The 14,551-nt window shown below is 70.3% G+C and carries 12 protein-coding genes; 8 read left to right on the top strand and 4 right to left on the bottom strand.

Features of this window, described 5'->3' with window-relative positions:
* Positions 1-151 precede the first annotated feature (151 nt).
* The 3 genes from ACFT7S_RS09120 (at position 152) to ACFT7S_RS09110 (ending at position 4,592) form a co-directional block, all read left to right on the top strand.
* On the top strand, positions 152-1,243 hold the full coding sequence (locus ACFT7S_RS09120; protein WP_382729011.1) for a glycine betaine/L-proline ABC transporter ATP-binding protein: 1,092 nt from the start codon (positions 152-154) through the stop codon (positions 1,241-1,243).
* On the top strand, positions 1,236-3,869 hold the full coding sequence (locus tag ACFT7S_RS09115) for an ABC transporter permease/substrate binding protein (RefSeq protein ID WP_382729009.1): 2,634 nt from the start codon (positions 1,236-1,238) through the stop codon (positions 3,867-3,869). Before ACFT7S_RS09120 ends, ACFT7S_RS09115 begins: the two co-directional genes overlap by 8 nt.
* A 177-nt stretch (positions 3,870-4,046) precedes the next feature.
* Entirely contained in the window at positions 4,047-4,592 is a 546-nt protein-coding gene (locus ACFT7S_RS09110) for a helix-turn-helix domain-containing protein (protein ID WP_382729007.1), read from the top strand.
* Between the two features lie 39 nt (positions 4,593-4,631).
* Here ACFT7S_RS09110 and ACFT7S_RS09105 read toward each other — a convergent pair whose 3' ends face one another.
* Entirely contained in the window at positions 4,632-5,786 is a 1,155-nt protein-coding gene (locus ACFT7S_RS09105) for a TDT family transporter (RefSeq protein ID WP_382729005.1), read from the bottom strand.
* A 70-nt stretch (positions 5,787-5,856) separates the two neighbouring features.
* Here ACFT7S_RS09105 and ACFT7S_RS09100 point away from each other — a divergent pair, with 70 nt between their 5' ends.
* Positions 5,857-6,834 carry a LysR family transcriptional regulator gene (locus tag ACFT7S_RS09100; RefSeq protein ID WP_382729003.1) on the top strand — a complete coding sequence of 326 codons (978 nt, stop codon included), beginning with the start codon at positions 5,857-5,859 and terminating at the stop codon, positions 6,832-6,834.
* A 6-nt stretch (positions 6,835-6,840) separates the two neighbouring features.
* Here ACFT7S_RS09100 and ACFT7S_RS09095 read toward each other — a convergent pair whose 3' ends face one another.
* Both ACFT7S_RS09095 and ACFT7S_RS09090 read right to left on the bottom strand, forming a co-directional pair.
* A complete protein-coding gene (locus tag ACFT7S_RS09095; RefSeq protein ID WP_382729001.1) occupies positions 6,841-7,593 on the bottom strand; it encodes a gamma-glutamyl-gamma-aminobutyrate hydrolase family protein in 753 nt (250 codons plus the stop codon).
* A 103-nt stretch (positions 7,594-7,696) separates the two neighbouring features.
* Positions 7,697-8,434, bottom strand: coding sequence for a FadR/GntR family transcriptional regulator (locus ACFT7S_RS09090; protein ID WP_382729000.1), 738 nt, complete (start codon positions 8,432-8,434; stop codon positions 7,697-7,699).
* A gap of 74 nt (positions 8,435-8,508) precedes the next feature.
* On the opposite strand from ACFT7S_RS09090, the gene ACFT7S_RS09085 reads away from it, so the two are divergent.
* From ACFT7S_RS09085 to ACFT7S_RS09070, 4 genes are all read left to right on the top strand, one after another.
* Positions 8,509-9,870 (top strand): glutamine synthetase family protein, encoded by a 1,362-nt coding sequence (locus ACFT7S_RS09085; protein WP_382728998.1) that lies wholly within the window; start codon positions 8,509-8,511, stop codon positions 9,868-9,870.
* A 273-nt stretch (positions 9,871-10,143) separates the two neighbouring features.
* Entirely contained in the window at positions 10,144-11,499 is a 1,356-nt protein-coding gene (locus tag ACFT7S_RS09080; RefSeq protein ID WP_382728996.1) for an aldehyde dehydrogenase family protein, read from the top strand.
* Between the two features lie 5 nt (positions 11,500-11,504).
* Positions 11,505-12,290 (top strand): 3-oxoacyl-ACP reductase, encoded by a 786-nt coding sequence (locus ACFT7S_RS09075; protein ID WP_382728994.1) that lies wholly within the window; start codon positions 11,505-11,507, stop codon positions 12,288-12,290.
* A gap of 45 nt (positions 12,291-12,335) precedes the next feature.
* Positions 12,336-13,265, top strand: a complete 930-nt coding sequence (locus tag ACFT7S_RS09070; protein WP_382728992.1) for a DUF2510 domain-containing protein — start codon at positions 12,336-12,338, stop codon at positions 13,263-13,265.
* 20 nt (positions 13,266-13,285) lie between these two features.
* Here ACFT7S_RS09070 and ACFT7S_RS09065 read toward each other — a convergent pair whose 3' ends face one another.
* Positions 13,286-14,488, bottom strand: coding sequence for an amino acid deaminase/aldolase (locus ACFT7S_RS09065; RefSeq protein WP_382728990.1), 1,203 nt, complete (start codon positions 14,486-14,488; stop codon positions 13,286-13,288).
* Positions 14,489-14,551: the final 63 nt, after the last annotated feature.

Raw genomic sequence — 14,551 nt, 5'->3', positions numbered from 1 at the left:
TTGAGTTGCGTAAGTGGGGGCAGGCGCGCCACCGGAGCGGACCACGTCGCATTTTCAACCAGTGCACGTGCAGTGCGGACCGAATCCGCACCGCTCCACGGTCTGCCGACGGGGGTGGCAGACCGTTTTCGGTTCAACGCGTGAGGTGTATGTGTCAAGGCTGCAAGCTGAGCACCTGTACAAGGTGTTCGGCAGACGACCCGATCAAGCCGTGCAGAAACTCGAAAGCGGCACCGACCGCGACGAGCTGCGCGCCGACGGAACGACCGCAGCGGTGATCGACGCATCGTTCACCGTGGAACCGGGCCAGATCTTTGTCGTGATGGGTCTGTCCGGGTCCGGCAAGTCCACGTTGCTGCGGATGCTCAACGGACTGCTCGACCCCACAGCCGGACGTGTGCTGTTCGACGGTCAGGACCTGACCGCCCTGAGCCCCCGCGAGCTGCGCAAGGTCCGCTCCTCCAAGATCAGCATGGTCTTCCAGCACTTCGCGCTGTTCCCGCACAGGAGCGTCCTGGACAACGCCGCGTACGGCCTCGAAGTACAGGGTGTGCCGCGCGCCGAGCGTGAGAAGCGCGCCGCCGATGCGCTGGAGATGACCGGCCTCGCCGGCTGGGAGAAGTCCTGGCCCGACGAGCTGTCCGGCGGTATGCAGCAGCGTGTCGGCCTGGCCCGCGCGCTCGCCACGGACGCGGACCTGCTGCTGATGGACGAGTCCTTCAGCGCGCTGGACCCGCTGATCCGCCGCGACATGCAGAGTCAGCTCCTCGAACTGCAGAAGCGGCTCAAGAAGACCATCGTCTTCATCACCCACGACCTCAACGAGGCCATGCGCCTCGGTGACCGGATCGCCGTGATGCGCGACGGGAAGATCGTCCAGCAGGGCACCGCCGAGGACATCCTCGTCCGCCCGGCCAACGACTACGTCGCCTCGTTCATCCAGGACGTCGACCGCTCGCGTGTGCTCACCGCCGGTTCGATCATGGAGCAGCCCGAGAAGGGCCGCTCCGACGCGGAACTGCTCGCCGAGGCGCCCGCGACGGTGTCCGCCGAGACGCCGATCGCCGAGCTCTTCACCCCCTGCTCCACCAGTGGCGTCGCCGTCGCCGTCACCGACGCGGAGGGCGACGTCATCGGCGTCGTACCCCGCAACCGGCTGCTCGCCGCCCTGGGCGAGGAACCGCAGATCGAGACGGTGCTCCCCGCTCCGCGTGACGTCAAGAAGGTGACCGCCGGTGCCTAGGTTCACCTTCGGCGAATGGGTCGAGAACGCGGTCGACTGGCTCCAGTCGAACCTCACCTGGATCTTCGACGCCATCAAGGCCGTACTCGGCGGCATGTACGACGGCGTCAACGCCGTACTCGGCGGCGGTGAACCGCTGCTCATGGCGGGCATCTTCGCCGTACTGGCCTTCTGGCTGCGCGGTGTGGTCCCGGCCGCGCTCACCTTCGTGGGCTTCGCCCTGATCGACTCCCTCGCCCTCTGGGACGAGGCGATGGCGACGCTGTCGCTGGTCGTCGTGGCAGCGGTCATCACCATTGTGATCGCGGTGCCCATGGGTATCTGGGCCGCGCGCAACAACAAGGTCAGCGCCACGCTGCGACCCGTGCTCGACGTCATGCAGACGATGCCGGCCTTCGTCTATCTGATCCCCGGCGTCATGTTCTTCGGCGTCGGCGTCACCCCCGGTGTCATCGCCACCATCGTGTTCGCGATGCCGCCCGGCGTACGTATGACCGAGCTCGGCATCCGTCAGGTGGACAGCGAACTGGTCGAGGCCGCCGAGGCATTCGGCACCACGCCCAAGGACACCCTGACGCGGGTGCAGTTGCCGCTCGCCCTGCCGACGATCATGGCCGGTATCAACCAGGTCATCATGCTGGCGCTGTCGATGGTCGTCATCGGCGGTATGGCCGGAGCCGGCGGTCTCGGCGAGAAGGTGTACGCCGCGATCACCCAGCTCCAGGTCGGCCTGGCCGCCGAGAGCGGTATCGCCGTCGTCATCCTCGCCATGTACCTGGACCGGATGACCGGAGCGCTCAACGAGCGGGTCTCCCCGCTCGGGCGCCGGGCAGCCGCCAAGGCCGCCGCCGGTGCGCGCCGCCTCAAGTTCACGCACTACAAGCCGGGCACCGCGGTCGCGATGGTCGGTGTGGTCGTCCTGGCGCTCGTCGCCGGCGGTCTGAACCTCGTGGGCTCCTCCGACGACGGCAAGGGCGCGCAGGCGGACGGTACGAACGTCGGCCAGGGCCAGAAGATCAACCTGGGCTACATCCCCTGGGACGAGGGCATCGCCTCCACCTTCCTCTGGAAGGAACTCCTGGAGCAGCGCGGCTACACGACGGGCATCAAGCAGCTCGACGCCGGTCCGCTCTACTCCGGTGTCGCCCGCGGGGACATCGACTTCCAGACGGACTCCTGGCTGCCGACCACGCACAAGGACTACTGGGACAAGTACAGCGACAAGCTGGACGATCTCGGTTCCTGGTACGGGCCGACCTCGCTGGAGCTGACGGTTCCCTCGTACGTCAAGGGCATCGACTCGCTCGACGACCTCAAGGGTCAGGGCAAGAAGTTCAACGGCAAGATCATCGGCATCGAGGCCAGTGCCGGGATGATGGGCACGCTGAACGAGAAGGTCCTGAAGGAGTACGGCCTGGAGGGTGAGTACGAGGTCGTCTCCTCAAGCACCTCCTCGATGCTGGCCGAGCTGAACGCCTCCATCAAGAAGAAGGAGCCCGTCGTGGTGACCCTGTGGTCGCCGCACTGGGCCTACGGCAAGCACGACCTGAAGAAGCTCAAGGACCCGAAGGGTGCCTGGGGCAAGGGCGAGGACGTCCACACCGTCGCGCACAAGGGCTTCGCCAAGAAGGCTCCCGCCGTCGCCGACTGGCTGAAGAAGTTCAAGCTCACCGAGGAGCAGCTCACCGGCCTGGAGAACGAGATCCAGGCAGCCGGCCAGGGCAAGGAGCAGGACGGCGTCCGCGCCTGGCTGAAGAAGAACCCGGGCCTCGTCGACAAGCTCGCCCCGCTGCCCGACGGTGCCGGTGGCGCCGCTCAGGGCAAGGACGCGGGTAAGACCGTCAACCTGGGCTACTTCCCCTGGGACGAGGCCATCGCCAGCACGTACCTCTGGCAGAACATGCTGGAGGACCGCGGCTACAGGACGACGGTCAAGCAGCTCGACCCCGGCCCGCTGTACACCGGTCTCGCGCAGGGGCAGATGGACGTCCAGTTCGACTCCTGGCTGCCGACCACGCACAAGGACTACTGGGACCGGTACAAGGACAACCTCACCGATCTCGGTTCCTGGTACGGGCCGACCTCGCTGGAGCTGAGCGTCCCCTCGTACGTCAAGGGCATCGACTCGCTCGACGACCTCAAGGGTCAGGGCAAGAAGTTCAACGGCAAGATCATCGGCATAGAGTCGAGCGCCGGGATGATGGGCACGCTGAACGAGAAGGTCCTGAAGGAGTACGGCCTGGAGGGTGAGTACGAGGTCGTCTCCTCAAGCACCTCCTCGATGCTGGCCGAGCTCAACCGGTCGATCAAGAAGAAGGAGCCCGTCGTGGTGACCCTGTGGTCGCCGCACTGGGCCTACGGCAAGCACGACCTGAAGAAGCTCAAGGACCCGAAGGGTGCCTGGGGCGAGGGCGAGCAGATCCACACGGTCGCCAAGAAGGACTTCCCCAAGGACTTCCCCGAGCTGACCGGCTGGCTCAAGGAGTTCAAGCTCAGCGAGGCGCAGCTCGCCTCGCTCGAGGTGGAGATCCAGAAGGGCGGTGCGGGCAAGGAGAAGGAATCCGCCCGTCACTGGATGGATGCCAACCCGGACGTGATCGACAAGCTGGCGCCCGTCGGCAGCTGAAACACCGCGCAGTACACCGAAAGGGACGGCCCCGGTATCGCTCCGGGGCCGTCCCTTTCGGTGTACTCCCGGTCACTCCCCGGTAGGTTTCCCTCCATTCGCTTCGGCGCCGTACAGCGAACGACATGCGTAGGGTGCTGGCAGCCGGGAGGATGGCTAGGCGGGAGGGAGCCGGACATGGACGACAAGGACACACCGCGGGTAGGTGCCGCGGTCCGACGACGGCGCAGGAACCTCGGGCTCACGCTGTCCGCGGTCGCCGTGCGCAGTGGGCTGTCCGTGCCCTTTCTCAGCCAGATCGAGAACGAACGGGCCCGGCCGAGCGCCAAGTCCCTGGACCGCGTCGCGGAAGCCCTGGAGACCACGACGGCCCGGCTGCGGGCCGCCGCCGACTCGGCGCGCGCCGTCGACGTCGTACGGGCCGGTGAGGGCGACGGGGTACGCAGAGTGGTGCGCGGCCGCCATCAGCTCAGCGCCCTGGAGTTCACGGGCGAGCAGGATCTCGGGCGCGAGTTCCAGCACCGCAACGACGAGGTGATGTACGTCGTGGAGGGCGCCGCCGAGGTGGAGGCCGAGGGACAGGCGTACCGGCTCGACCGCGGCGACACGCTGTTCCTCTCCGGCGGCGTACGTCACCGCTGGCGCGCGACCGTGCCCGGCACCCGGCTGCTCGTCGTCGCGGTGCCGGAACACATCGACGCCACCTTCGACCCCCGCCGCTGAAGGGGGACTGCCCGCCGTATCCGTCGACGGGGCGTTTCCTCAGGTGGCGCGGGCCGTTACCGGCAGAGGTGCCCGCGGCGCCGCGAGCAGCGCTCCGCCGACCAGCCCCCGCAGCGTCCGCGCCGCGGCCACCGACCAGGCCACCACGAGGAACACGTACAGCGCGACGGCCAGCCAGGTGAAGGCCGTGAGCCCGGTGTGCCTGGCCAGCCCCGCGGCGCCGGTGACACACGTGCCGACCGGGAAGGTGAAGCCCCACCAGGTCATCGTGAACGTCATACCGCCCCGCGCCGCCCGTACGACCATGGCGCCGGCCAGCGCCAGCCACAGCAGCGCGAACCCCATCACGGGCACCCCGTACAGCACGGCGAACGCGGCGAAGGCGGAGGCGTACGGAGCCCCGACCGCCCCCGGCGCCACATCCGCCAGCTGATTCACCGCGGTCGTCGACTGCCCCAGCGGACCGAGCACCAGAAACAGCGTGGGCGTCAGAGCCAGGGGCAGCGGCCCGTGGTGCACCAGCCGGGCGAAAACCAGCGGCAGCACCACCAGCGTCGCCAGCAGGGACAGCCCGAACATCGCGTAACAGGCCAGCAGCAGCGCCTCCTGCCACTGCCCGGCGGGCAGCTCCGGCACCAGCAGCGGACCGAGCGCGGCGGAGACCATGGGCGCCACCAGCGGCAGGAGCCAGACCGGCGAGGCCGTACCGGGAGCCGGCCGGTGGCGTACGACCATCAGATACGGGATCACGACCGCGGTGGCGAGTCCGATCACCGTACCGATGACGAACAGCACCGCGTCCACGGCGACCGCGGCCCCGTGCCCGATCACATCCCTGCCGACCACCATCGTGGCTCCGCCGACCGCGAGCAGCGCCATGGAGAGACAGCCGTAGAAGGGGGCGACGGCCGGGTCCAGGAGGTGGGCCCGCGCCTGGTCGCGGTGGAGCAGCCAGTGGCCGGCGCGGGCCACGAGGACGACGGCGAGCAGCACAGCCGAGAGCGCCCACACGACGGTGCAGGCCACCCGCAGCGCGGCGATGTCCCCGGGCAGGGCCACGCCCGCGCTGGCCACGATCGCGGTGCCCATGACGGTCGCGTACCAGTTGGGGCCGACATACCGCAGGGCCGGAAGCCGGAGGGCGGCCGGGTGGTACGCACCGGCGCGGGACTGGATCTGCGGATAGATGGCCATGACACGATTCTGGCGGCGTGCGGCGTCCTCCACCAGGGAGCCCGGCTCTATGAGGTCATAAGCTGGCTTTATGCCCAGCGACCAGCCCCAGCCCCAGCCCCAGCCCCAGCCCCAGCCCCAGCCCCAGCCCCAGCCCCAGCCTGCACCCCTGTCCCACCGGGTTCCCGACCTGGGCGCGCTGGAGCTGCTGCTCGCCGTCGCCCGGCACGGCAGCCTCGGGCGCGCGGCACGCGACGTCGGCATCACGCAGCCCGCCGCGTCCAGCCGCGTCCGGTCGATGGAGCGACAGCTCGGCGTCGCGCTCCTGGACCGCTCGCCCCGCGGCTCCCGGCTGACCGACGCGGGCGCTCTCGTCACGGACTGGGCCCGCAGGGTCGTCGAAGCGGCCGAGGCGTTCGACGCGGGCGCGCAGGCTCTGCGGGACCGGCGGGACTCCCGGCTGCGTGTCGCGGCCAGCATGACCATCGCCGAGTACCTGCTGCCGGGCTGGCTGATCGCGCTGCGCGCCGAACGGCCCGGTACGGCCGTTTCGCTGCTCGCCGGGAACTCCGCAGTGGTCGCTCAGCGCCTTCTCGGCGGCGAGGCCGATCTGGGATTCGTGGAGGGCCTCTCGATACCGGAAGGTCTCGACGGCACGGTCATCGCGCACGACCGGCTCGTCGTCGTGGTCGCCCCCAGCCACGCCTGGGCCCACCGCCGCACACCCCTGACTCCCGCGGAACTGGCCGCGACGCCGCTGATCCTGCGCGAGTACGGCTCCGGCACCCGCCAGGTCCTGGACGCCGCACTCGCCGTACACGGCGGTCTCGCCCGGCCGCTCCTGGAACTCTCCTCGACCACGGCGGTGAAGGGCGCGGCGGAAAGCGGCGCCGGCCCCTGCGTACTGAGCGAACTCGCGCTCGGCGAGGAACTGTCGGCCCGCCGCCTCGTCAAGATCCCCATCGCGGGCGTACGGCTCCGACGCCAGCTCCGCGCGGTCTGGCCCACCGGCCACCGCCCGACGGGCCCGGCCCGCGACCTGCTCTCGCTGACGGGCCACCAGCCGTAGGCCGTCTCAGCCGAGGGCGCTGCGTGCGTGCGAGGTGGCGTCCTCCGGAGTCGGAGCCGGAGCCGTACGGGCCGAGGACGCGGCCACCAGCGCGCGCATCACCCGCGGATCCGCGCCCATCTCCGGGTGCCACTGCACCCCGAGCACCCACGGGGCGCCCGGAAGTTCGACCGCCTCGACCGTGCCGTCCGCCGCGTACGCGGACACCACGAGGCCCGGAGCGAGCCGGTCCACCGCCTGGTGGTGGTACGTGGGCACCAGGGACTCCTCCGGCACGACCGACGCGTAACGGGTCCCCGGCACGGGCCTCACCGTGTGCTCGCCGAGCACACCCGTCGTCCCGGGCGGGCCGGTGTGTCCGTCGATGTGCTGGGTCAGGGTGCCGCCCAGCACCACGTTCAGCAGCTGCATGCCCCGGCAGATCCCGAGCACCGGGGTACCGGACTCCAGTGCGGCACGCAGCAGGGCCGGCTCCCAGGCGTCGCGTTCGACGGCGGCGGGACCGGTCCTGATGTCGCGCTCCGCGCCGTACAGCCCGGGTTCGACATCCGCGCCGCCCGCGATGACCAGGCCGTCCAGCCGGGCCACGGCGGCCGCGGCCCTCTCGGGTGCGTCCGGCGGGAGCAGGACGGCCAGAGCGCCACAGCGCTGGACCAGCTGCGGATAGCCGAGGGGGAGCAGAGCGGCGGGCAGCTCCCAGACGCCCCAGCGGGCCGCGGGCTCCCGGTAGGTCGTGATGCCGATGAGAGGTTCGGACATGCTGCGGTCCCTCCGGCCCGCCGGCTGCGCAGCGGGCCCAGTTCAATGGTGTTGATGCATACCTTTACGGCGCGAGGGGGCGCTGCGCAAGGTGTCGTCGCGGTCAGGTCAGGAATCCCCGAAGCAGTGCGGCGGTGCCCGCGCAGTGCTCGCGCATCACCGCCCGCGCGGCCTCCTCGTCCCTGTCGCACACGGCCTCGACGAGCGCCGTGTGCTGATGCTGCGCATGCTCGAGGTTGCGGACGAGCAGGGGTATGCAGTCCAGCAGATCGTTCACGGTGGCCCGGACCGCGGCGTACTGCGCGGTGAGCGAGGGGGAGCCGGAAAGTTCGGCAAGCGTCAGGTGGAGCAAGGTGTCGTGCCTGCGGTAGTCGGGCAGAGGTGCTTCGTGTGTCGCCGTCAGAGCCCTGCGCAGCCGCTCGGTGCCGTCGTCGTCGAGCCCGCGCGAGGCACACAGCCCGGCCGCCCCGGACTCCAGTACCTCACGGAAGCGCAGTACGTCCTCGATGTCGACCGCCGCCACCCGGCGGCGCAGCTCGCCCTCGCCCGCCGCGCCGGCGCGGGGCAGCACGAACGTGCCTCCGTACCGCCCGCGCCGGCTCTCCACCAGGCCCTGGTCCTGGAGGACCCTCAGTACCTCGCGCAGGGTCACCCGGCTGATCCCGAGCAGTTCGGCCAGCTCGCGCTCCGCGGGCAGTCGCTCGCCGCCGGGCACCAGGCCGAGCCTGACCACCTGGAGGATCTGCTCCAGCGCCTCCTCGAAGCCGTTGCCCGCGCGGACCGGTCGCAGCACGGGTGTCAGCCGGTCGATGGATTCGATTCCGCCGGTTTCCTCGGCCACGTCCCGATCCCCTTCCCATTAATGGTTCATTCCCATACCTTAAGCCTTCCGGCTGACCCAAGGAGGAGCATCCCGTGGCAGACCGAACACCCCCGCTGGAGATCGAGGAGCTACGCGTCCTCATCAGGAGCGGAGAGATCGACACCATCGTCCTCGCCTTCCCCGACATGCAGGGAAGGCTGCAGGGCAAACGGTTCGCCGCCACGTTCTTCCTGGAAGAGGTCCTGGAGCACGGCACCGAGGGCTGCAACTACCTGCTCGCCGTCGACACCGACATGAACACCGTCGACGGATTCGCCATGGCCTCCTGGGACAACGGGTACGGCGACTTCGCCCTGCACCCCGACCTCACCACGCTGCGCAGGATTCCCTGGAACGAGGGCACGGCCATGGTCATGGCCGACCTCGCCTGGGAGGACGGCTCGCCCGTCGTCGCCGCACCCCGCCAGATTCTCCGCCGTCAGCTGGAGCGGCTTGCCGGGCACGGCCTCACCGCTCACGTCGGTACCGAGCTCGAATTCATCGTCTTCAAGGACACCTACGAGCAGGCCTGGGACCGCAACTACCGCGACCTGACACCGGTCAACCAGTACAACGTCGACTACTCCGTCCTCGGCACCGGCCGCATCGAGCCCCTCCTGCGCCGCATCCGCAACGAGATGGCGGCCGCGGGCCTGATCGTCGAGTCCGCCAAGGGCGAGTGCAACCCCGGGCAGCACGAGATCGTTTTCCGGTACGACGAGGCCCTGGTCACCTGCGACCAGCACGCCGTCTACAAGACCGGCTCCAAGGAGATCGCCGCCCAGGAAGGCGTCGCGCTCACCTTCATGGCCAAGTTCAACGAGCGCGAGGGCAACTCCTGCCACATCCACCTCTCCCTCCAGGACGCCGACGGCCGCAGCGTCATGGCGGGCGAGGACGGGGCCATGTCCCCGCTCATGCGCCACTTCCTCGCCGGGCAGCTCGCCGCCCTGCGCGACTTCTCCCTCCTCTACGCGCCGAACATCAACTCGTACAAACGCTTCCAGCCCGGCTCGTTCGCCCCGACCGCCGTCGCCTGGGGCCACGACAACCGCACCTGCTCCCTGCGCGTCGTCGGACACGGCCGCTCGATGCGGTTCGAGAACCGGCTGCCGGGCGGCGACGTCAACCCGTACCTCGCTGTCGCCGGACTCGTCGCCGCCGGACTCCACGGCATCGAGCAGGAGCTGGAGCTCCCCGACGCCTGCGACGGCAACGCCTACACGGGCGACTACGAGCACGTCCCCACCACCCTCCGCGAAGCCGCCGAGCTCTGGGAGCACAGCGAAGTGGCCCGGACAGCCTTCGGCGACGAGGTCGTCGACCACTACCGCAACATGGCCCGCGTCGAACTGGAAGCCTTCGACGCCGCCGTCACCGACTGGGAACTCCGCAGGTCGTTCGAAAGGCTCTAGGGCCTCTCGTTTGGATCATGCCGGGCTCGCGGGGTCTGGCACGCGCTCCCCCAAGCTCTCGGCTTCTTCCCCAAGCTCTCAACTTCGTTCGAGCAGGGGAGACCCCATTGAGCAGGGAGGGGCCCCCTCCGCCGTTGTCGTCAGTCACCAACTCCCCCGAGGCCTTAAGGGCCAGGGGGGACCCCCTTCGCGTTGCCTCAGTCCTCCGCCTTGCAGCTCCACGCACCAGACCCCGCTCCCCGATCCGGCCTGGTCCAAACGAAAGGCCCTAGCGTGCACCAGATCCTCAACCCGGCGACCGAAGAGGTTATTGCCAACGTCCCCGCGACCAGCTTCGTCCAGGTCGACGCGGCGGTCGTGCGGGCCCGTCGGGCACAGCGCGGATGGGCGGCCGCGGCCCCCGCCGACCGGGCCCGGCTGCTGCGCCGGTTCGCCACGGTCGTCGACGAACACATCGAAGAGCTGGCCCACCTGGAGGTCCGAGAGGCCGGACACACCCTCGGCAACGCCCGCTGGGAGGCGGGCAACGTCCGAGACCTGCTCGACTACGCGGCCGGGGGAGTGGAGCGCCTCACCGGCCGCCAGATCCCGGTCGCGGGTGGCCTCGACATCACCCTCCTCGAACCCCTCGGCGTCATCGGCGTGATCGCCCCCTGGAACTTCCCGATGCCTATCGCCGCATGGGGCACGGCCCCCGCCCTCGCCGCGGGCAACGCCGTCATCCTCAAGCCCGCCGAGACCACCCCGCTCACCGCCCTCCGGCTGGCCGAACTCGCCCTGGAGGCGGGCCTTCCCGAGCACCTCTTCCAGGTGCTCCCCGGCGCCGGTGACATCACGGGAGCCGCCCTGGTCGAGCACCCCGACATCGCCAAGATCGTATTCACCGGCTCCACCCGCGTCGGCAAACAGATCATGGCGAGCTGCGCAGCCCAGGTGAAGCGCGTCACCCTCGAACTCGGCGGCAAGAGCCCCAACATCGTCTTCGCCGACGCCGACCTCGAAGCGGCGGCTGCCGCTGCACCCATGTCCTTCCTCGACAACTCCGGCCAGGACTGCTGCGCCCGCACCCGCATCCTCGTCCAGCGCAGCGCGTACGACCGCTTCCTCGCCCTGCTCACCCCGGCCGTCGAGTCGATCGTGGTCGGCGACCCGGCGGACGAGAAGACCCAGATGGGCCCGCTGATCTCCAAGGTGCAGCTGGATCGCGTACGGTCCTACGCCCCCGACAACGCACCGGCCGTCCGCGGCAGCGCACCCACCGGCCCCGGCTTCTGGTTCCCGCCGACCGTCCTCACAGATGCCGCCCCCGACTCGCCCGCCGCGACCGAGGAGATCTTCGGCCCGGTCGCCGTGGTCCTCCCCTTCGACGACGAGGACCACGCGATCCGTCTCGCCAACGCCACCGAGTACGGCCTGTCCGGCTCGATCTGGACCCGCGACATCGGCCGCGCGCTGCGCGTCTCGCAGGGCGTACGGGCGGGCAACCTCTCCGTCAACTCGCATTCCAGCGTGCGCTACTCGACCCCCTTCGGCGGCTACCGGCAGTCCGGCCTGGGCCGCGAACTCGGCCCCGACGCCCTCGCGGCATTCACCGAAACCAAGAACGTCTTCATCAACACGGAGGCCTGAATCCCATGACCGACACCACCCCCCAGTGCCGCCGTCTGGTCGGCCGCACCGCCGTCATCACCGGCGCGGGCAGCGGCATCGGCCTCGCCACCGCGCGCAGGCTGGCCTCCGAGGGCGCGCACGTCGTCTGCGGAGACATCGACGAAACGGCCGGCAAGGCCGCCGCCGAGGAGGTCGGCGGCCTGTTCGTACGCGTCGACGTCACCGACCCCGAGCAGGTCGAGTCGCTCTTCAAGGCCGCGTACGACACCTACGGCTCCGTGGACATCGCCTTCAACAACGCGGGCATCTCCCCGCCCGAGGACGACTCCATCCTCACCACGGGCCTCGAAGCCTGGAAGCGGGTCCAGGACGTCAACCTCACCTCCGTCTACCTCTGCTGCAAGGCCGCCCTCCCCTACATGCGCCGCCAGGGCCGGGGCTCGATCATCAACACCGCTTCCTTCGTGGCCCGGATGGGGGCGGCGACCAGCCAGATCTCGTACACCGCCTCCAAGGGCGGCGTCCTCGCCATGTCGCGCGAGCTCGGCGTCCAGTTCGCCCGCGAAGGCATCCGGGTCAACGCGCTGTGCCCGGGCCCGGTGAACACCCCTCTGCTCCAGGAGCTGTTCGCGAAGGACCCGGAGCGAGCCGCGCGCCGGCTCGTCCACATCCCCGTCGGCCGGTTCGCCGAGGCGACCGAGATCGCGGCAGCCGTCGCCTTCCTGGCGAGCGACGACTCCTCGTTCATCAACGCCACCGACTTCCTCGTCGACGGCGGAATCTCCGGCGCCTACGTGACACCGGCCTAGAAGGGGGGCCGACCGGCCCCGGAGCCCGGACTCTAGAGTGGGCGGATGAGCAACGCGACACCGCCCGGCTGGTATCCGGACGCAGGGACACCCGGCACCGAGCGCTGGTGGGACGGCGTGGCATGGAGTGCGCACACCCGCCCGCTCGGCGCCGTCGCGCCCGGCCCGCACCAGGCGTACGCCACGCAGGAGTTCGGCGCCCCACAGCGCCCCGGGGGCAGCACCAGGATCATCGTCATGACCCTGGCGGGCCTGGTCGTCGTCGGCGCGGCCGTCACCGGAGCCGTACTGCTCGGCAAGGACGACGGCGCTGCGAAGCCGGAGTCGCCGCCCAGCAGTTCGGCCCCGGCCCCCACGGACAGCGCGCCCTCCGACACCGCATCGCCCAGTGCCGCCCCGTCGGACGACCCGAAGGTGCTCGTCGACCAGCTCAACGGGATCACCCTGCCCGTCCCCGAGAGCTGGGAGAAGCCGGACAGCACCCTCGACGACGCGACGACGATGCGTACGGTCCTCTCCTACCGGTGCCCCGGCGACTCGGGAAACTTCTGCTATCACGGCACGGTCACCAGCCGCACGGCGAGCTCCACCGATCTCACCTCCGTCGAGGCCCTGGCCAAGGAGGACATCAAGACCGCCGCGGACAACGCGTACGAGGAGAACTCCCTCGGCGACCGCATCCACGGAGGCATCACGTCCCACCAGGAGCTCGCGTCCACGTCGGTCACCGTGGCGGGGCGCACCGGCTATCTGGTGCGCTGGCGGGTCACCACGGGCAAGGGACCCGGCGGCTATGTGCAGTCCCTCGCCTTCCCCTCGGCCGTGGGCAGCGAGACGCCGATCATCGTGCGCTTCGCCTTCGACGCGGGCCAGGACGATCTGCCGGTCTCCCTCATGGACACCATCACCAAGGGCATCCGCCCGGTCGGCGACAGTGCGACGGGCGGGGGAGTGGGCAGCTCGATCGCTCCCTGAGCCCTCGGGGTGCGGGCCCGTCAGAGGAAGGTCAGGCCCTCACCGCGGTACGTCGGTACGGTCGCCGTGATCCGGTCGCCCTCGATCAGCTGGAGTTCGTCGAAGCGCTCGCACAGCTCGCCGGCCTTCGCGTGCCGGAACCACACCTTGTCACCGATCAGCAGATCGTCGGCGGGGGAGCCGAGCAGCGGGGTCTGCACCTCGCCCGGACCCTCCTGCGGGTCGTAACGCAGTCCTTCCGGCAGATACGGGACGGGCAGCCGGTCATGGCCTGCGGCCCCGGAGGCGGGATAGCCGCCACCGAGCACCGTCACCACGCCCACTCCGGGCCGGCGGACCACCGGCTGCGCGAACAGTGCCGCCGGACGGCCCGTGAACGACGTGTAGTTGTCGAACAGCCGCGGTACGTAGAGTCCCGACCCGGCCGCGATCTCCGTCACCGCGGACTCGGCGGCCGTGTGCTGCACGCTGCCGGTGCCGCCGCCGTTCACGAACTCCAGGTCCGGCGTGACCGCGCGCACCGCCCGCACCACCTCGGCCCGCCGCGCCGCCAGCTCCTTGCGGGCCACGGCCTGCATCAGCCGCACCGCCCGTGACCGCAGCGGCCGCCCGGCGACGGAGTCACCGACACCGGCGACATGGCCCTCGTACGCCATCAGCCCCACCAGCCGGAAACCGGGCCTGCGGGCCACCGAGCGGGCCAGCTCCGCCAGTTGGGCGGGCGAGCGCAGGGGCGAACGCAGCGCCCCGATCCTGACCCGGCCGCCGAGCAGCCGCAGCGAGGTGTCCAGCTCCAGACAGACCCGGATCTCCTCCCGCCCACCGGCCCTCGCGGCGTCGATCAGCTCCAGCTGGGACGGGTCGTCGACCATGACGGTCACCGCCCCGGCGAGCTTCGGATCACCGGCCAGCTCGGCGAACGCGGCACGGTCGGCCGACGGATAGGCCAGCAGTACGTCCTCGAAACCGGCCCGGGCCAGCCACAGCGACTCCGCCAGGGTGAACGACATGATCCCCGCGAACCCGGGCCGCGCGAGCACCCGCTCCAGGAGGGCCCGGCAGCGCACCGACTTGGTCGCCACCCGGATCGGTTTGCCGGCGGCCCGGCTCACCAGGTCGTCCGTATTGGCGTCGAACGCCTCCAGATCGACCACGGCGAGCGGGGCGTCGAGATGGGCGGTGGCCCGGTTGTAACGGGTCCGGTCAGCGGCGCGGGCAGTCATGGCCGCAGCTTGCCAGACGGCCGTACCGCTGGGGTAGGGGGACGATCGGGGCAGATCCCCCCG

This window comes from Streptomyces sp. NPDC057136 (assembly GCF_042670885.1).
Classification (GTDB): Bacteria; Actinomycetota; Actinomycetes; order Streptomycetales; family Streptomycetaceae; genus Streptomyces.
The sequence above is the reverse complement of the archived record's forward strand: the minus strand, read 5'-3'. Positions and strand labels throughout refer to the sequence as shown.

Bases quoted from the DNA above. Each gene is read 5' to 3' on its own strand.
- ACFT7S_RS09095 (WP_382729001.1), bottom strand. From the start codon at position 7,593: ATGTCCGAACCTCTCATCGGCATCACGACCTACCGGGAGCCCGCGGCC.
- ACFT7S_RS09075 (WP_382728994.1), top strand. From the start codon at position 11,505: ATGACCGACACCACCCCCCAGTGCCGCCGTCTGGTCGGCCGCACCGCC.
- ACFT7S_RS09110 (WP_382729007.1), top strand. From the start codon at position 4,047: ATGGACGACAAGGACACACCGCGGGTAGGTGCCGCGGTCCGACGACGG.
- ACFT7S_RS09070 (WP_382728992.1), top strand. From the start codon at position 12,336: ATGAGCAACGCGACACCGCCCGGCTGGTATCCGGACGCAGGGACACCC.
- ACFT7S_RS09065 (WP_382728990.1), bottom strand. From the start codon at position 14,488: ATGACTGCCCGCGCCGCTGACCGGACCCGTTACAACCGGGCCACCGCC.
- ACFT7S_RS09105 (WP_382729005.1), bottom strand. From the start codon at position 5,786: ATGGCCATCTATCCGCAGATCCAGTCCCGCGCCGGTGCGTACCACCCG.
- ACFT7S_RS09100 (WP_382729003.1), top strand. From the start codon at position 5,857: ATGCCCAGCGACCAGCCCCAGCCCCAGCCCCAGCCCCAGCCCCAGCCC.